This is a genomic window from Ornithinimicrobium sufpigmenti (assembly GCF_004322775.1).
Lineage (GTDB): Bacteria > Actinomycetota > Actinomycetes > Actinomycetales > Dermatophilaceae > Ornithinicoccus > Ornithinicoccus sufpigmenti.
The window spans coordinates 3676469-3693285 of sequence record NZ_CP036403.1; the positions used below are offsets into that span (position 1 = coordinate 3676469).

Sequence of the window (16817 nt, forward strand, 5' to 3'; positions counted from 1 at the left end):
GCCTCATACCTCACTGACCGCAGGGATAGGCGCACTCACAGCTGCGGCGTCGATCAGGTCAACCACCTCATGCACGGGAAGATCCGCCTCCCAGGCACGGCGCAGCTTCGGCACCAGCTGGGGCCATCCGAAGACAGCGCACGCCGTGTGCCGACCGCCGCGTGAATAGAGCACGACGTCGCGTTCGCCACCGGGGGTCTGACGGCGCAGCACCTCCATGTCGTCGTCCGCCGCGCAGTGACCCACCATTTGGATCTTCATTCCGTGCTGGTCGGACCAGAAGTACGGCGCCTTGGTGTTCGCCTGCAGGTCCTGGGGGTTCAGTATGTTGTGGGCCGCCAACTGCGCCTGCTGGAAGGCATGCGTCCAATGCTCACTACGTCGGTGGACACCGTCGCGTGCGTCAAACCACCGGGCGACGTCACCGATGGCATAGACATCCTGCACGCCTCTCGCACGGCAGAACTCATCGGTGACCACCCCGTCATCGAGCATGATGCCCGAGGACTCGAGCCACTCGGTGTTGGGCACGCAGCCGATCCCGGCCACCACCGTGCCCGCTGCGAGCGAGCGCCCGTCGGCGAGCTGGACCACACTGGCGGCACCGACGTGCTTGATGCCCACCACGGCGGCCCCGGCGATGACCTCGACGCCGTTCTCGGCATGCAGCCGAGCGATCAACGAGCCCGCGGTCGGGCCGAGAACCCGGGAGAACGGCGCCGGGAGAGCCTCAACGATGGTGCACCGACGGCCCAGCTCCGTGGCCGACGCCGCAACCTCGGCACCGATGAAACCTCCTCCGATGACCACAAGGGGATCTTCAGAGGCGAGCAACCGCTTGCGCAGGCTCAACGCGTCATCCTGCGTGCGGATTGTCCGCACGACGGCTGGATCGGCCCGCCATGGCAGGGGGCGTGGTCGCACACCGGTGGCGATGACCAACCGGTCATAACCCAGGCGCGACCCGTCGCCCAGCTCGATTTGACGCTGGGTCACGTCCACACCACGAGCGGCAACGCCCAGGCGTAGCTCGATCCCCGCGTCCTCCAGCTCCGCCGGCTCGGCCAGACGAATCTCCTCGGCCGACCACGCCCCTGTCAGGAGCTGCTTCGACAGTGGCGGCTTGTCGTACGGGAACTGCGCCTCGGCCCCGACCAGGACAAGCTGGCCGTCATAGCCGGCGGACCGGAGCGCCTGGGCGCACCGGACCCCTGCGACCGAGGACCCGACGATGACCACGCACTCAGGCATCGTGTTCTCCGTCCAGGGCGTTGCCCGGGTCAGTCGCGAAGGCGACGACCTGGGCGAGCTGGTCCTCGGTCAGCATGGTGAGCGCTTCGAGCACCGTCGCGTCGATGCTGCCGACCGCTTCGACGCGCCCGGCGCTGATCTGCAGCCGCACGCCCCGGCCGTGCCGCACCTTGGTCAGCGTCACTGAGGCGAACTCGTTGTGGATACGCCACCGCTCCGAGTCCTCCATCAGAAGATCGACCCGAGCTGAGAGTCGGTCGGCACCTCGGTATCGAGGTAGACGACCCGTTCCCGCAGGAGCAACCGTTCACCCTGCCGCACGATGCGGTCGACCCGGCGCGCGGAGGCTACCGACGGAGGATCAGGCAGCCGGGACCGGCTCACCAGAACGTTGGATGAAACCGTCCACGCCCGGCCCTCCACCTCGGTCTCCACCTGGACGTTGCTGACGAAGTGCCGCACGTATGCGGAGGGCCGCTCCGCCCAGGCGAAGTCGGAGTCAATGCGATGGAACCGCATCGAGAGAAAGCTCTTCGACTCGTTGGCGTACTCAAGGACCGGGTCATGCTGCGGCTGGCTGGGCTCTTCGCGGGCCACCGGCACCGGCAGGCGGTAGACGAACTCGTCATGCAGCAGGTCAAGCCACTCGCCCTGACGGTTGCTGTCGAGCAGGTGCGACTCCTGGTAGAGGAACTGCTCGATCTCGTACTGGATCCGGATGTCTTCGTCCTTCATCACGCCTCCGTTCCCATCTGCTGCAGGTAGCGCCGGACCATGTTGCGCTGGTTGGCCTCGGTCAGGTCCTGGTGGACCACGTTGCCGGGGCCCTTCCACGGCGGCACCGTAGCGGTGGCCACACCCTCGCCGAGCTCGTAGTTGAACGGGTCGGTGCCGGCCACCTGGTCCCCGAGCGCAGCGTCGATGCGGCGGAAGTTCTCCAGGTCGTCAGCCTCGAAGTAGGAGGCCGCACCGTGCTGCCGCGTGCTGTACAGATAGGACTTGGCCTTCCACTCGTCGCTGGCGTCCTTGGGCACCAACGACCAGTACGTCACCCGGTGGTGGTGCGCGTCGATCGGGGTGACCGAACGCAGCTGGGTGAAGGCGGTCGACCCCTTGGCGTCCTCGCCGAAGTACAGGGGGGCCGTGGTGATGAGCAGCAGGTTGGGATAGACAAGACCGTGGATCACGGACGTCCGCTGACGGAACTTGACCTGCTCCTGCTCCAGGGTCCGGCCGGCTTCCGCCAGGAGCGCCTCCTCATACCCGAACGGGATGTGCGGAGTGCCCTCGTCGACGACGTACTGGGCGCGGATCGAGTGCCCGGTCGGGACGTTCACCACGAAGCCTTCCACCGCGCCGGCCTGCTCCCCCATGACCCCGAGGTCGAACATCGTGCGGTGAGCGTTCTGCAGGTGATATCCGTCACCGGAGAAGTTCTCGGCGTGGATCTTCCAGTTGCCCCGGATGTCGACCTGGTGGGCGCCGCCGTAGACCTCCATCCCTCCGGGGAACAGCTCGAAGAAGGCCTTGAGGTACCAGGCGTAGTCACCGAGAAAGTCCATGAGCGGCGGAGCGTCCGGGTTCCACGTGGCGAACACCAATCCGTAAGCAACCTCCACGCGCGCCTGGCGCAGCCCCAGCTTCTTAGGGTCAAACTCCGGGCCGTAGAGCGCTCGCCGTCCCGGAAGGTGTCAAGTCGGGTGAGACAGTTTCCGTCAGGCGGTCTGTATGAGGGACTCCTGTGAGGGCTGGTTGATCCACGCGGCCTGGGGCAGCTTGGGCGCCTGGGGTCGGCGGTGGCCGAACCGCTCGGGGTGGGCGGCGTAGGCAGCGTCCAGGGTGGACTGGCGTTGGGCGCGGACCTGACCGACGGTGCCGTAGTGGACGCTGGCGGGAGTGTGCAGCCCGATGCCGGAGTGGCGGTGCTCGTGGTTGTAGTAGGCGAAGAACTGCTCGGCGAACGCGCCGGCGTCGGCCAGGGACCCGAAACGTTCGGGGAAGACCGGGGCGTACTTCAACGTCTTGAACGCGGCCTCGCTGTACGGGTTGTCGTTCGAGACGTGCGGGCGGGAGTGGGACCGGGCCACGCCCAGGTCCACCAGCAGCTGCGCGACCGGTTTGGAGGTCATCGAGGTGCCCCGGTCGGCGTGCACCGCGTCCGGGACACCGTGCACGCCCATGGCCTGCTCGAGCATGTTCTTGGCGATGTCGGCGTCCTCGCGGGCCGCGATGGTCCAGGCCACGACGAACCGGGAGAAGATGTCGAGCACGACGTACAGGTCGTAGTACACGCCCCGCTCCGGTCCTCGCAGCTTCGTGATGTCCCAGCTCCAAACCTGTCCAGGGCCGGTTGCCACCAGCTCGGGCCTGGTCCTGGCTGGGTGGGTGGCCTGCCGGCGTCGTTCGCCGGCCATGTCGTGCTCGCGCAGGATGCGGTGCATCGTGGACTGCGAGCACAGGTAGGTGCCCTCGTCCAGCAGCGTGGCCCAGGCCTGGGCGACCGACTTGTCCGCGAACTCCTGGCTGGTCAGCACCGCCAGCACGTGCGCCCGTTCAGCCTCGGTGAGCTTGTTCGCCGGGGCCGGGCGCGGTGTCGTCGGGCGTGGCCGGGGCGGGTTCTTGGCCCGGTAGTGACCCGCGCGGGAGCGGCCCAGCAGGGCGCACGCAGCTGCGGTGCCGACCTGCTCAGCCAGGTCGTCGACGGCCGGGTCGATCACCGCCGCGACCGCGGCGGCTTGTCCGCGCTCTCGGAGAGCGTCTCCAAGAGCGCGTGTGCTTTTCCCACCAGATCCAGGGCAGCTTTCGTGCGGGCGAGCTCGGCCTCGGCCTTCTCCGCCCGTGCCCGCAGCGCCTGCAGCTCCCGTTCCTGGCGGTCTCGTCGCTTGCCACCCAACCCGGCCTGCGCACCGGCCTGCGCTGCCTTGCGCCACTCGATGATGTGCGAGCTGTACAACCCTTCCCGGCGCAAGATCGCGCCCCGCTCACCACGTTCCGCGGCGTCGTACTCGGCAAGGATCGCGGCCTTGAACTCGGCGGTGAACCTCCGCCGCTTCGGCTGGTCAGCACGAGGGGACATGACCCCATCATCGGTGCCGACATCAGCAGTCGTCATCGTCATCTCAGTATTGATCCGATCTCGCCCCGTGCAGTGCGAAGGTCAACAGTGCTGGTGTCTCACCCCATCCTGACGCACAGGGTCCGGGCACGCCTCGGAGCTGGCCGTCGGGGCTGAAAACCCACCCGTGGTAGCCGCACCTGAAGGTTGTGGTGTTGCCGTAGGAGAGCTTGCACAGCTCGGTGCCACGGTGGGTGCACGAGTTGAGCATGACGTGCACGTCGCCGTCCTCCGTGCGGGACATGATGACCGGGTTGGCGCCCATCCGGCGGGTGACGTAGTCACCGGCCGCCGGGATCTCGGTCTCGTGACCGACGAAGAGCCAGTTCTGGCCGAAGATCTTGTTGTACTCCTGGTGGAGCGCGTCCTCGTCCCGGTAATACGAGCGTGGGATGTTCACTGAGTCAGGCACCGTGGTCACGATGGGATCCCTTCATTCCTGTGTGCTTCGTGTGAGGACGACGTCGTCGTCGTCCGGACTGAGAGCCCACCGTCGGGCCTCAGTACCTCGCCCGTCATACCCCGCGCCTGAGGCGAGCTCAGGAAGAGGTACAGGTCGGCGAGTTCGTCGGCAGTCATGACGACGCCGAGCGGGTTGAAGTCAGCGATGACGCGTTCGATGTCATTGGGGTCGTCGAAGATCTCGCGGCTGGAGCCGTCCGGCACGGTGGCTCGCAGTCGGGTGACGACGCCGCCCGGGGCTACGGCGTTAACCCGCACGCGTGGAGCCAGCTCGGCCGCCAGGTGGCGCACCACACCCAGCGCACCATGCTTCGACGCTGAGTAGATGGCTCCGGAGCCGTTACCGGACACGACGTATGAGGCGTCGGACAGGGTGAACGTCATGCACCCGGAGCTCTCCTGGAGAGCCCCGACGGCGGCACGGGCACCCAACAGATACCCGATGACGTTCACCCCGAGCACAGCATGAGCGATCTCGGCGATCTCGGCACCGGAGGTGTCACGGAAGGAGATCCCTCCGTCGTGGATGCCGGCGTTGCCGACGAAGTGATCGAGCCGACCCGCGATGTCGAGCACGGCCTGGACCGCACGTGCGTTGTCCTCGAACGTGGTGACATCGCCGCCGACCCAGATGACGTCCGCAGGCAAGGAACCCTGCGGCGGGTCCCGGTCGAGGACGACGACGTGGTCACCGAGGCGGGCGTGGGCCCGGGCCACGGCGGCCCCAATGCCCGAGCACCCGCCGGTGACCAGCACGCCACGACCGGAAGAGTTGAGAGCTCGATCAGTACGCTTCATCGAAGTGCCTCGCGCCTCAGAACGGAGCCCGTGTCCACAGGCCCGGGTCGGTCGGCCCGTGCATCTCCTTGAGGATGACCTCGTCGAAGGCGTTGGACGTGCCCCACTGGTCGGTGTCCTCATCGCTGGTCGAGTAGACCCGGGGAGTCCAGCCGTGGGACTCGTCGATCTCGGCGAGCGCGGTGGTGTACTCCATGACGTAACCGGTTTGGGGATCCTGGAAGTAGGAGAAGGTGTTGTCCCCCGCGCCATGGCGACCCGGTCCCCAGAGCACCTTGTGCCCGAGTCGCATCATGGACCCCGTGGCGCGCATGAACTCATCGAGGCCGCGCACCTCGAATGAGATGTGGTTCAGGGAGGTGTTCTCCGACCGCGCAAACGCCACGATGTGGTGGATTGAGCTGGAGCGCATAAAGCAGAAGAAGTTCTCCACCCAGTCCGAGATCTTGAAGCCCAGAGCCTCTTGGTAGAAGGTGTGCGTCTTGGTCAGGTCCGGGGTGTTGAAGACCACATGGCTAATCTTTTTCGGGCGGCGCTCGCCGGGCTCGACCTCGTAGAACGGTCGAAGCTCCAGGTCGGCTGAGATCTCAACCAGGCGACCGTCGCAGTCGAAGAACTGGAAGCCATAGCCGCCGCCACGGTCCTGACGTGGAGCGGGCTCCTGCACCATGGTCGCCAGTGGGTGCGCGGAGACCCGCTGAGCATAGGCGTCGACCTCCCCCGCGGTTTCCACCGCGAGGCTGACAAAGTCGATGCTGGAGTGCTCGGCGCGGCGCAGCCGCAGAACATAGTTTTCCGGTGAGCCTGCACCTAGGTAGAGACGGTCATCGTCACTGTCAAGCTCTTCCAGCGCCCAGTGGCGTGAGTAGAACTCCCGAGCGGCGTTGAGCTCCGGCACTGCGATTCCGACACTGCGAACGTGCGTGATAGTCATACATCCTCCTCAGACGTAGGGCGTAGCGAGGTACTTCGTCTCCATGAATTCCAGAATTCCGTCGTGCGATCCTTCGCGTCCCAGACCGCTGTGCTTCGATCCGCCGAAGGGTGCGCCCGGATCCGAAACCAGGCCGCGGTTTAGACCCACCATCCCGGCCTCCAGCCGACGGGAGACCACCAGCCCGGACGTGAGGCCTTGGGTGTAGACGTAGGCAACGAGTCCGGCGTCGGTGTTGTTGGCCCAGGCCAACGCCTCATCGACGTTGTCGAAACGGATGATGGGGGCGACCGGTCCGAAGATCTCGGTCTGGGCGATGGTGCTGTCGGGCCGGACGTTCTCGAGCACGGTGGGCGTATAGAAGAAGCCTTCGCCGTCGGGGATGGTTCCGCCGGTGCGAATCGTGGCGCCTTCTGCCACAGCCTGGTCGACCAGCTCGGCGACGCGATCGCGCTCGGTCCGGGAGACCATCGCCCCGATATCGGTGCCGTCCTTCAGCCCGGGGCCGACCTTCAGTTGCTCAACACGGCGGGTGATGCGCTCGACGAACTCGTCGGCGACGCCGCTCTGGACGAAGATGCGGTTGGCCGCCGTGCAGGCGGACCCCCCGTTGCGGAACTTGGCCAGCATGAACCCCTCCACGGCCTCGTCCAGGTCGGCGTCGTCGAGGACGATGAACGGGGCGTTCCCACCGAGCTCCATGGAGGGCTTGGCGACATTCCCGGCCGCCTCGCGGAGCAGGACCATGCCGACCTCGGTCGACCCGGTGAAGGACACGGCCCGCACCCGCCTGTCGGCCAGCATGGCAGCGACCGCAGGCCCTGCGGGAGAGGTCACGATGACGTTGACCACCCCGTCCGGGACGCCTGCCTCCGCGAGCAGCTCGGCGACGAACAGCGCGGCCAGGGGCGTCTCGGTCGCGGGCTTGAGGATGACCGAGCACCCGGCCGCGAGAGCTGGCGCGATCTTGCGCGTCGCCATCGCTGCGGGGAAGTTCCACGGCGTGATGAGCAGCGCGACACCGATCGGCTCGTGGGAGACCGCGATCCAGTTATGGCCCGAGGGTGAGGGGCGCAGGTCGCCCCGCACCCGCACGGCCTCCTCGGCGAACCAGCGGAAGAACTCAGCCGCGTATGCGGCCTCGCCGCGAGCGTCGGAGAGTGCCTTGCCGTTTTCCATGCTGATGAGCTCGGCGAGCTTTTCCTGGTCACGGACCATCAGGTTGTAGGCGCGGGAAAGGATCTCCGAGCGGGCCCGAGACGGCAGCGCTGCCCAGTCGCTCTGTGCCCGGGCTGCCGTGTCGACGCTGGCCCGGCACTGGTCGATCGAGGCGAGGCTGACCTCGGCGATCGGAACCTCACGGCTGGGGTCGATCACCGCGCGGGTGCCGCCCTCTCCCTCGACGTGGGCTCCGCCGATGATCGAGTGGTGGGTCGGGGTCGATGTGGCGGTTGCCATCTGGAACATCACAGATTCACCTTCACTGCCGAGAGCGGGTCGATCCGCCGACCGAAATCGTTCTGCTCGGCGGCTTCGATGATCGCCGCGCCCAGGATGAGATCCTGCAGGGGCGATCCGATGGACTTGTACACGGTGCGGATGCCGCGGTCCGGGGTTGTGGTCCCGAACAGTGCGTGGCCGAGCATCTCGCCGCGGTTGCGGTCTAGCCCAAGCGCGATCGCCTCCAGCGCGTCCCCGGACTCGTCGAAGACCTCGTCGGTGTCGACCACGATCCGGTCAGCCGTGGTCAGGACCCTCCCGCCCAGCTCGCGCTGGTTCGGCAACGTGGAGCCGATGGACGCGATCACGGGGACCGAAGCGACGTCGGCCTCGTCGATCACGATGCGACCGCCGGAGTTGGTAGCCGAGTACACGAGGTCCGCGGACTGCACCGCGCCCGCGAGGGAAGCGTGGGCGACCACGTCGAGACCCGTCCGCTCCCGGGCACTGGCGACGAATGCCGCGCGGTTCTCCGCACTGCGGCTCGTCACCGTGACCGACTCGAGCGACAGCACCTCGTGGAGCGCCTCAAGGCCGGCCAGAGCCTCTGCACCTGAGCCGACGACGGCGAGCCGTACGGGGGCCCTGGTCCCGATGATCTGCTCGACCGCCACCGCAGCCGTGGCGGCGGTCCGCAAGGTGGTGACCAGTGCGGCGTCGATGATGCCGAGGGGGCGTCCCGTGCCGACGTCGAAGAGCTTGATGCAGTAGCGCACCGACTTGTCGGCGGTGAGGTGGAACTCCTTGTAGCCGAAGACCCCGGCGGAAGGCACGGAGGCAGCCATGAGCCGCATCCAGCCACCAGGGATCGGAAGCGTGGCGCGGCGCAGTTCGACGTCGGGCTCAATCGCGGCGAGCGCAGCGACCCGGGCTGCCTTGATCGCCAACGGCCAGGAAACGTGCTGCGCGATGTCCTCGGAGGAGATGTGGAGCGGCTGGATGTCGGTGGCGGTGATCATCAACGGATCCGTCCCGTGAAGAAGCTGGCATCCGGCTCGTCGGTCACGTCGAGCCCGGAGGCCACGGCCGCGTTCCGCAGCTGGACCATCTGCCGGTCGTGCAGGCGGGCGTGCGGGCTGCGGACGGGGCCTCCGTTGAAGCCCTGGAGCCAGCCCTGGTATTTCCACAGCAGCCGGTGCACGAAGGACGTGCCACCGTTCGCCTCGGCCATCAGGGAGCTGGTCGCCGACCGGGCGGGGTCGATCCGCCAGTACAACTCCATGGCCTCCGCCCGGGTGGCCTCGTCATGGGCCATCCGGTGGATGCGCGGGATGGCATCGCCGAAGTACTCGTAGTTCGAGGTGCCCATCCACGGCATCCCGTAGGCCTGGATCCACGCGGGAGCGTTCACCTCTAGGGGATCACCCACCAGGACGCGGTCGCGCAGGCGCCAGAAGACCTCGGCCAGGCCAGCGACGCCGAAGTTGCCGATCTCATTCTTGATCGCCACAACGTTGGGGACCGTGTCGACGATCTCCTCCAGCCAGTCGGGGGCGAACCCGGACGGGTGCAGCCGCGTGAAGTTCCACAGGTTCATCGCGAAGACGATCAGCCCCATGTCGCTGGCGTCGGCGATGGCTCGCGTGTAGTCGATCACCTCGGCAGCGTCCTGGGGGTAGAACGTGATCGGGTAGGAGGGCATCACCAGGTCGACGCCCTTGCTGGCAGCCATCTGGGTGACCGCGACGTTGTCGGCCAGCGTGCCTGCCGACGCCTGGACGATCGTGACCATGTCATCGCCCGCCTCGTCCACGGAGATCTCGACGAAACGCTCGAACTCCTCGGGGGTCGTCCCGCACTCGGCCACGATGAGGAACCCGGTGAAGCCCAGTTCCCGCTCGCGCCGGATGTCGTGCCGGATCGCCTCCTCGTTCAGCGTGGACTGGTCCAGGGTGAACGAGGGCATGACACAACCGTTCACGCCTCGTAGGTTCTCCATCGCCCAAGCGCGTGCTTCGCCGGCTGCAAACTTCGCCATCTGTGGTGTCTTTCCGTTAGGGGGATGCTGCGTGAACTTCAGTTGATCTCTAGGAGTGCTCGCGCGGGGCAGCTCTTCACCGCGCTGCGGGCCTCGTTGACCTGGTCCGCGGGAACGGTCCCGTCTCCGACGACCTCGGCGTAGCCGCCGGCATCCAGGACGAACAGCTCTGGTGCCTCGTCCGCGCAGTTGCCATAGGCCTGGCACTTTGACTTCACGATCTCGACCTTCATCCGGATCACGCCCTCTTTGCCGTGGTTACGTACGCCGTCACGCTAGGTCGATGCTCCAGCGGATGGAACGATCTCGATTTTCTTTCCTCTCTGCGGAATTCTCTTGGCCACCCACTGAGGGTTCAGGCGGCGTCAGGCGCGTCGGCGTGTTCTAAGGGGTTGTCAGTCTGACGCGTACAGGGCACTATTCCGGTATGAGGAATATGCCGGCGGTAGGGTTCCGCCCCAGGCAAGGTGCCCAACGGGATAGGCGGAGCCAGTGACCGCGGAGTCAGGTCTACCCGGCCAGTCACTGACATCCGTCAGCCGGGCCCTGCGGCTGCTCCTCATGCTGCAGGCCGCGGACTCTGTCCGCGTCGTCGATGTGGCCCGCGAGCTCGGGGTGGCCGGTTCGACAGCCCACCGCCTCCTCACGTGTCTGCGCGAGGAGGGATTCCTGAGGCAGAAGACAGACTCGCGCCACTACGTCGCCGGCCCGCAGTTGCTGGGTCTCGCGCGCCACTTCAGCGATCAGAACACCCTCGAGCACATTGCGCGGCCTCACCTGGAGCGGCTATGCAGGGACGTCAATGAGGCCGTCAACCTCCAGATCCTCGTCGGTGCCGACGTGCTGTGCATCGACTCGGTCGTTGAGGCCCGCCATGAGCTGAAGGTCCACCGCATCACCGGCCAGCGGGCCCCCGCCATCGTCTCGGCCGCAGGCAAGGCGCTGCTCAGCCCGTTCTCACCGCACCAACTTGCCGAAATCCTTTCGACCAGTGAGGAGTGGGCCAACCGTTCGACGGCCCGCGGCCTGGCCGAGCTCAACCGTGAGTTGGCCCTCATCCGATCGCGCGGCTACGCCGTTAACATGGGTGACCGCGAGGCTGGCGTGCATGCCGTCGCGGTGCCGATCTTCGACGCCGAGCGCAACATGATCGCCGCGCTCTCCGTCGCAGCGCCCTCCGTGCGGCTCCCGGCCAATCGCGTATCCGGCCTTGTGAAACGGCTACGCAGCGCCAGCGCTGCCGTGACGGCCGACTACTGCTTCTCGCAGACGGGCGTCTGAGCCTCGGTCGCGCCATACGGCACGTGCTGGGCAGGTCAGCCAGCCAACGGGTTCCGGACCCGAAGCTCGGGAAACCAGGAGAAGTCACGGTCTGCCGACCAGAGAGCATCGACCCCATGACCGAGACAGATCGCGGCGATCCGGGCGTCGTGCACCTTGAGCCCGACTCCGGCCGTCTGCAGAAGCCTGCCCAGGATCGCCCCGTGGTCGGTCGTCTCCGACAGGAGCCCGAGGGTCGGGAGCGCGAGCAGGGACTCGACAGCCCTGACCGCAACGGCAGACCTGTTCGGCGGCCGGTAGATCCGCGGGTGGGTGGCTACAGCCAGGAACTTGTGCAGGCACGGCCAGGGAATCGCCCAGGTGCCGCGGCCGGCGGCCAGGCTGCGTAACACCTCGGCCGCCGGCGCATGATGAGGACTGTCGTCGCGGTGCACGTAGACCAGGATGTCCGTGTCGACCGTGATTACGAGGAGATCCCGTAGGACCGGGTCACCGCGTCCTCGGGAGCCAGATTGGCGACGAGCCCATCCCCCGTCACCGTGGGGAAGTGGAAGTCGACCTTGACGGCGCTACCACGCCGCTCGACCTCGGACCGCAGGCCTGCCACCCGCCTCACGGCAAGACCTACCGGCCGCGCCCCTCGGCGAGCACCACCGCGGAGGTGTTGACCGAGCTCGGACTCAGCGATGACGAGGTCGACCTGCTCCGGATCGACGGGGTGGTCTGACGCTGCCGGCCGGTGGAGTACGGGATTGCGGGAGAAGGCTTACGGTACCCCGCATGAAGACGACGATCGATATCCCGGACGCCCTGGCCCAGGAGGCCAAGGCCGTAGTCCAGCGTTCCGCGCGACTTTATGGGAACTCGTCCGTCGTACTTCTCTAGGCGCTCCTCGAGCTCGGCCATGCTCAGTCGACGCGTCCAGTCACCACACACCGCGGTGCGCCCCATCGACCGACAGGTCGGCGGGGCACCGCCCTTACCTGGCGAGGAGCCACACGGCGCCGGCACGGAGGGACAGCACCACCACAACGGCAGCCACGCTCACCACCGGCGCGATCCGCCACATCGCGGTGACGTCTCCGTAGGACCGGCCCCGGCGGAGCGACAGCGCGACGTCGGAGACCAGGTAGAGCAGGAGCACCGCGGTGCTGGCCCCGACCCGCACCAAGGACAGGGTGCCCACGCCGGCGGACAGCCAGGCCAGGAGCAGCACGACGACCCTCTCCACGAGGAACCCGCCGGCCACGAACAAACCAGGCCGCAAGGGCGGAGGACCGGTGCCGGGCGAAGGTGGCGGCATACCCCGGGTCGTCCGGGGAGAGCCAGCGCTGGCCCTCGCGCAGCGCCACGTGCGGCGGCCGCTCGAGCCGGACCCGGATCGAGTCGGCCGGCACCCCGAGCAGGCGGCCGAAGAGGTAGTGCCCACCCTCGTGCACCAGGCCCGCGCCCCAGGCCGCGCCGAGGACGGCAACCACGAGCAGCCCGGCCTCCAGCATGCTCACTCTGGGCCCCCCAGCCCGTCATACCCAGGACTCAGCACCTCGACCAGCGGCCGGCCGCGCACCACCACGCCCACGTCGGGCACCTGGTCGATGAGCCGCGCCACGGCGGGCGGCGCGGACCCGGGCAGCTCGCCCTGCAGCGCGAAGAACGACCCGAGCAGGTCCTCCAGCGGCACGTCACCAGGCTCATCAGCATCATCGCCACCAGCACCAGAGCCGGAGCCAGAGTCCAGGCTCGCCAGCAGCTCCTCCCGGGTCCGGCCCCGCCACGCCAGGATCCGGAAGGGGTCCTCGTCGAAGGACTCGGCGAGCAGGTAGAACGTGGCCGCCAGGTGCTTGCACGGGACGCTCCAGTCCGGGCAGCTGCAGTCCATCGCCAGGTCGGCGGCCGACGACGGAAACAGGCTCAGCCCCGCCCGCGCAAAGACCTCCTCGACGTCCTCCGGCATCTCCCCCGCCAGCAGCCGCGCGAGGTACCACGCGTCGGCCCGCAGCTCCCGCTCCACCGCCTCCCACTCCGAAGGACCAAACGCCGCCGTCCTCACCGACACCCGATAAGGCGCCACCCGGCTCCCCTGCACCGACGCCTCCACCACACCGACGCCGACCTCCAACGAGATCACCTGCCCCTTGCGGGCATACGTCCGGCCCCGACCCAGCCGGCCGCCGAGCCCGGGCACCCCCTCCAGCACGGCGATGAACCGCTGCCCCCACCAGGTCTGCGCGATCGCCCCCCGGGCGCTCCGAGCCCGCAGCCCGCCCTCCACCGCCCGCGGCCGCGCGGCGGGCCAGAACCGGTCACTCACCGACGGCCCCCTCCGACAGCGTGAACAGCGAGCGCAGCTCCGTGGTCGACAGCTCGGTCAGCCAGCTCTCACCGTCGCGCACCACGAGATCAGCCAGCGCCGACTTGTCACGCAGCATGGCGTCGATCTTCTCCTCCAGCGTCCCCGTCCCGAGGAACTTGTGCACCTGCACGTTGCGCCTCTGCCCGATCCGGAAGGCCCGGTCGGTGGCCTGGTTCTCCACCGCCGGGTTCCACCACCGGTCCAGGTGCACGACGTGGTTGGCGGCGGTGAGGTTCAGCCCCGTCCCGCCGGCCTTGAGCGAGAGCACGAACAGCGGCGGCCCGTCCCCCGCCTGGAACCGCTCGACCATCGCCTCCCGCGCCGCCCGCGAGGTGCCGCCGTGCAGCCACAGCACGTCGGTGCCGAACCGCGCGGCCAGGTGCGGCACGACCATCTGTCCGAACTCGGCATACTGCGTGAACAGCAGCACCCTGTCCCCCTCGGCGAGCACCTCCTCCAGGATCTCCTCCAGCCGCAGCACCTTGCCCGAGCGCCGCCCCAGCGGCCCGCGCTCGTGCAGCAGCTGCGCCGGGTGGTTGCACACCTGCTTGAGCTTGGTCATCGCCGCCAGCACGTTGCCGCGCCGCTCGATCCCGTCGGACTCCTCGATGACCTCCATCATGTCGTCGACCACCGACTGGTAGAGCGCAGCCTGCTCCGGCGTGAGCCGGTAGTGCTGGGTGGTCTCGATCTTCTCGGGCAGGTCGTCGATGACGTTCGGGTCGGTCTTGACGCGGCGCAGCAGGTAGGGGCGGGTCACCTTGCGCAGGCGGGCGGCTGCGTCGGGGTCGGCGTGCCGCTCGACGGGTATGGCGTACCGCTTGCGGAAGGTCTCCGGCGTCCCGAGCAGCCCGGGGTTGAGGAAGTGCATGATCGACCACAGCTCGCCCAACCGGTTCTCCACCGGCGTGCCGGTGAGCGCGACCCGGTGCTCGGCGTGCAGCCGCCCGACCGCCTTCGCCGTGCGCGAGTGCCGGTTCTTGATCGCCTGGGCCTCGTCGAGCACGACCCGCCGCCACGGCACCTCCCCGAGCTCGTCCAGATCACGGGTGGCGGTCGAGTATGTCGTCACCACCAGGTCGGTCTGCGCCAGCCGGTCTATCAGATCCTGGCCGCGCAGCCGGCCCTGCCCGTGGTGGGCGTAGACCCGCAGGTGGGGCGCGAACTTCGCCGCCTCCGCCTGCCAGTTGCTCACCAGTGACATCGGGCAGAGCAGCAGGGTCGGCGGCAGACCAGGTCCGGGGCCGGCGTCGGGGTACTCGCCAGGGGACCCCTCGACGGGCGCATCCCCGCCCGTGGGAGAACCGTGCGCTCGGTCGGAGAGAGCCCGTTCGGTGACCTCCAGCGAGAGCAGCTGCAGCGTCTTGCCCAGGCCCATGTCGTCGGCGAGGCAGGCGCCCAGACCTGCCCGCGAGAGGAAGCGCAGCCAGGACAAGCCGCGCTGCTGGTACGGCCTCAGGTCGGCGCGCAGCGTGCCCGGCGGTGTGACCGGCTCCAGCTGCAGGCCGGAGTCGTCGTCGAGGAGGGCACCCAGCCAGCCGTCGGCCTCCACGCCGACCACCTCGAGCGGGGTGTCGTGGTCGTCGGGGTGGGCGGAGGCGAGGGCGAGCAGCTCTGCGGCGCTCATCCGGCCCTGGGCCTCCTCGGCGAGGAAGTCGAGCCCGAGCCGCAGCTGCTCCTGGTCGACCGCGACCCACTGCCCGCGCAGCCGCACGAGCGGTGCCTTGCTGGCGGTGAGGGCCTCGATCTCCTCCTCGGTGAGGGTGTCGTCGTCGACCGCCAGGTCCCAGCTGAAGTCGACCAGCTGGTCGCGACCGAAGAGCCCCCGCTCCCCCGGGTCGGCCTTCGTGCCGGAGGCGCGGAGCTTCAGCCCGAGCCGACGGCGACGCCTCCACCAGTCGGGCACGAGGACGCCGAAGCCGGCCTCCTCCAGCGCCGCCGCGGCCTCGGCGAGGAAGACGTGTGCCCCGGCGGTGTCGAGCTCGAGGTACTCCGGCCGGGCCTGCCGCAGACCGGCGGCGAGCCCGGGCCAGACGCGGCTGGCGCGCCCCAGCTCGGTGAGCAGCAGCTCCTGCGGCCGGTCGACCCAGCGGCGCAGCGCCCCGGCGTCGTCCCACACCTGGCTGGCCGGGATGAGCAGGCTGGGGTCCTCGGTGGACTGCAGGAGGAACTCCACCCGCCAGGCCGGCTCGTCAGGGGTGGGCTCGCCCGGCATCGCGCCTGGCCCGTCTGGCGCCGGTCCCGGCTGCTCCCGGTATGCCGCGGCCTCGCTGAGCCGGAACGTCGCGCGGGCGGGGCCGAGCGTTCCGGTGCCGACCTCGTCCCAGGGCGCCAGCGTCTCCTCAAGCTCGTCGAGCAGGTCGACGTTGGCCACGAACCGGCCGTCGGGCCCGGTCAGCGCGGCCAGCCAGGCGTCGGCGGCCGGCTCCACCCGTGGCCTGCGGCCACGGCGCGAGGGCAGCAGCATCCCGGCCTCGGGCAGCCGCTCGCGCGCGGCGGCGTCGACGAGGAGCTGGAGGGCGCGCTCCACGAGGGTGCGGGCGGACGGCATACCGGGCTCGGCGCGGCAGACCGGCGGCGTCGCCGCGACCACCCTCTGCAGCGCCAGCACGTCCGGACCCTGCAGGGCCGGGCGCCAGGCTGCGAGCGGGCACCCCTCGGCGTCCCGGGAAACGGTCGGCAGCACCCGCCCGCGCTCGACCAGCTCCAGGGCGAACCGGGCGAGGTCGCGCAGCCAGCCCACCGACGCTCCCGTCCGTGCGTCGCCGTCCGCACCGCCGTCCGCACCGCTGTCGGCGTCCCCACCGAGCCAGGCCAGCGCGGCCGCCGCGTCCAGCCGGAGCACGGGCACGGTCCAGGTGAGCAGGCGCGGCTCCTCCTGGCTGACGCGCCGTGGGGACAGCCGGACCAGCTCCGGGGAGTCGAGCGGCGATCGCCGCCGCGACGGCAGCTGCAGGTCCGCAGCACCGACGGCACCCTCGCCCGCGCCCAGCCCCAGCACCTCCCGCAGCACCTCGACCTGTGCCGCGAACGGGTGCGGGCGGGCCCTCGTCAGCGCCTGGCTCGGGCTCGTCGTCGCCGCCTCGGAGTCCTCGCCCCACAGGCACAGGCGGTCACCGGACCAGAACGCGTGGACGGCCAGCAC

General features: G+C 68.9%; 18 protein-coding genes. 2 read left to right on the top strand and 16 right to left on the bottom strand.

Annotated features, from left to right (window positions below; genetic code table 11):
- Window positions 1-3: 3 nt before the first annotated feature.
- The 12 genes from ESZ52_RS16935 to ESZ52_RS16995 form a co-directional block, all read right to left on the bottom strand.
- Entirely contained in the window at window positions 4-1251 is a 1248-nt protein-coding gene (locus ESZ52_RS16935; RefSeq protein ID WP_131105951.1) for an NAD(P)/FAD-dependent oxidoreductase, read from the bottom strand.
- Window positions 1244-1435, bottom strand: coding sequence for a hypothetical protein (locus ESZ52_RS16940; RefSeq protein WP_131105952.1), 192 nt, complete (start codon window positions 1433-1435; stop codon window positions 1244-1246). Before ESZ52_RS16940 ends, ESZ52_RS16935 begins: the two co-directional genes overlap by 8 nt.
- Before the next feature lie 44 nt (window positions 1436-1479).
- Window positions 1480-1986, bottom strand: coding sequence for an aromatic-ring-hydroxylating dioxygenase subunit beta (locus ESZ52_RS16945; protein WP_131105953.1), 507 nt, complete (start codon window positions 1984-1986; stop codon window positions 1480-1482).
- The gene (locus ESZ52_RS16950) at window positions 1986-2849 is read right to left on the bottom strand and encodes an SRPBCC family protein (protein WP_202865366.1); all 864 of its coding nucleotides are present in this window, start codon (window positions 2847-2849) and stop codon (window positions 1986-1988) included. The genes ESZ52_RS16945 and ESZ52_RS16950 overlap by 1 nt, the downstream gene beginning before the upstream one ends.
- A gap of 117 nt (window positions 2850-2966) precedes the next feature.
- Window positions 2967-4369, bottom strand: a protein-coding gene (locus ESZ52_RS16955) for an IS3 family transposase (RefSeq protein WP_420886837.1) whose coding sequence is annotated in 2 segments (ribosomal slippage) — window positions 2967-4036 and window positions 4036-4369 — 1404 coding nt in all. Because the reading frame shifts where the segments join, the coding sequence is not laid out codon by codon here.
- A gap of 1 nt (window position 4370) precedes the next feature.
- Window positions 4371-4778, bottom strand: coding sequence for an aromatic ring-hydroxylating oxygenase subunit alpha (locus ESZ52_RS16965; protein ID WP_131105955.1), 408 nt, complete (start codon window positions 4776-4778; stop codon window positions 4371-4373).
- A gap of 5 nt (window positions 4779-4783) precedes the next feature.
- A complete protein-coding gene (locus ESZ52_RS16970) occupies window positions 4784-5749 on the bottom strand; it encodes an SDR family oxidoreductase (RefSeq protein ID WP_337590178.1) in 966 nt (321 codons plus the stop codon).
- Window positions 5643-6560 carry a VOC family protein gene (locus ESZ52_RS16975; protein ID WP_131105957.1) on the bottom strand — a complete coding sequence of 306 codons (918 nt, stop codon included), beginning with the start codon at window positions 6558-6560 and terminating at the stop codon, window positions 5643-5645. The genes ESZ52_RS16970 and ESZ52_RS16975 overlap by 107 nt, the downstream gene beginning before the upstream one ends.
- Window positions 6561-6569: 9 nt before the next feature.
- Window positions 6570-8027 carry an NAD-dependent succinate-semialdehyde dehydrogenase gene (locus ESZ52_RS16980; protein WP_238154706.1) on the bottom strand — a complete coding sequence of 486 codons (1458 nt, stop codon included), beginning with the start codon at window positions 8025-8027 and terminating at the stop codon, window positions 6570-6572.
- Complete coding sequence (locus ESZ52_RS16985; RefSeq protein WP_131105959.1) at window positions 8027-9019, bottom strand: ornithine cyclodeaminase; 993 nt, start codon at window positions 9017-9019, stop codon at window positions 8027-8029. Before ESZ52_RS16985 ends, ESZ52_RS16980 begins: the two co-directional genes overlap by 1 nt.
- Window positions 9019-10038: a dihydrodipicolinate synthase family protein gene (locus tag ESZ52_RS16990; protein WP_131105960.1), complete on the bottom strand. Its 1020-nt coding sequence runs from the start codon at window positions 10036-10038 to the stop codon at window positions 9019-9021. Before ESZ52_RS16990 ends, ESZ52_RS16985 begins: the two co-directional genes overlap by 1 nt.
- A 38-nt stretch (window positions 10039-10076) precedes the next feature.
- On the bottom strand, window positions 10077-10271 hold the full coding sequence (locus ESZ52_RS16995) for a ferredoxin (RefSeq protein WP_131105961.1): 195 nt from the start codon (window positions 10269-10271) through the stop codon (window positions 10077-10079).
- 259 nt (window positions 10272-10530) lie between these two features.
- On the opposite strand from ESZ52_RS16995, the gene ESZ52_RS17000 reads away from it, so the two are divergent.
- On the top strand, window positions 10531-11319 hold the full coding sequence (locus ESZ52_RS17000) for an IclR family transcriptional regulator (RefSeq protein WP_131105962.1): 789 nt from the start codon (window positions 10531-10533) through the stop codon (window positions 11317-11319).
- A gap of 35 nt (window positions 11320-11354) precedes the next feature.
- On the opposite strand, the gene ESZ52_RS17005 is transcribed toward ESZ52_RS17000, so the two are convergent.
- Window positions 11355-11783: a type II toxin-antitoxin system VapC family toxin gene (locus ESZ52_RS17005; protein WP_131105963.1), complete on the bottom strand. Its 429-nt coding sequence runs from the start codon at window positions 11781-11783 to the stop codon at window positions 11355-11357.
- A gap of 83 nt (window positions 11784-11866) precedes the next feature.
- Here ESZ52_RS17005 and ESZ52_RS17010 point away from each other — a divergent pair, with 83 nt between their 5' ends.
- Entirely contained in the window at window positions 11867-12046 is a 180-nt protein-coding gene (locus tag ESZ52_RS17010; protein WP_131105964.1) for a hypothetical protein, read from the top strand.
- A 252-nt stretch (window positions 12047-12298) separates the two neighbouring features.
- On the opposite strand, the gene ESZ52_RS17015 is transcribed toward ESZ52_RS17010, so the two are convergent.
- The 3 genes from ESZ52_RS17015 to ESZ52_RS17025 all read right to left on the bottom strand — a co-directional run bounded on the left by ESZ52_RS17015 (window position 12299) and on the right by ESZ52_RS17025 (window position 16817).
- A complete protein-coding gene (locus ESZ52_RS17015; protein ID WP_131105965.1) occupies window positions 12299-12568 on the bottom strand; it encodes a hypothetical protein in 270 nt (89 codons plus the stop codon).
- 252 nt (window positions 12569-12820) lie between these two features.
- Complete coding sequence (locus ESZ52_RS17020) at window positions 12821-13630, bottom strand: SWIM zinc finger family protein (protein ID WP_131105966.1); 810 nt, start codon at window positions 13628-13630, stop codon at window positions 12821-12823.
- On the bottom strand, window positions 13623-16817 hold the full coding sequence (locus tag ESZ52_RS17025) for a DEAD/DEAH box helicase (RefSeq protein WP_131105967.1): 3195 nt from the start codon (window positions 16815-16817) through the stop codon (window positions 13623-13625). The genes ESZ52_RS17020 and ESZ52_RS17025 overlap by 8 nt, the downstream gene beginning before the upstream one ends.

What these genes read in the sequence shown, in the direction of transcription:
- ESZ52_RS16990 (WP_131105960.1), bottom strand. Translation starts at nt 10,038, where the DNA reads ATGGCGAAGTTTGCAGCCGGCGAAGCACGCGCTTGGGCGATGGAGAAC.
- ESZ52_RS16980 (WP_238154706.1), bottom strand. Translation starts at nt 8,027, where the DNA reads ATGTTCCAGATGGCAACCGCCACATCGACCCCGACCCACCACTCGATC.
- ESZ52_RS16945 (WP_131105953.1), bottom strand. Translation starts at nt 1,986, where the DNA reads ATGAAGGACGAAGACATCCGGATCCAGTACGAGATCGAGCAGTTCCTC.
- ESZ52_RS16975 (WP_131105957.1), bottom strand. Translation starts at nt 6,560, where the DNA reads ATGACTATCACGCACGTTCGCAGTGTCGGAATCGCAGTGCCGGAGCTC.
- ESZ52_RS16995 (WP_131105961.1), bottom strand. Translation starts at nt 10,271, where the DNA reads ATGAAGGTCGAGATCGTGAAGTCAAAGTGCCAGGCCTATGGCAACTGC.
- ESZ52_RS16985 (WP_131105959.1), bottom strand. Translation starts at nt 9,019, where the DNA reads ATGATCACCGCCACCGACATCCAGCCGCTCCACATCTCCTCCGAGGAC.
- ESZ52_RS16935 (WP_131105951.1), bottom strand. Translation starts at nt 1,251, where the DNA reads ATGCCTGAGTGCGTGGTCATCGTCGGGTCCTCGGTCGCAGGGGTCCGG.
- ESZ52_RS16970 (WP_337590178.1), bottom strand. Translation starts at nt 5,749, where the DNA reads ATGAGGACACCGACCAGTGGGGCACGTCCAACGCCTTCGACGAGGTCA.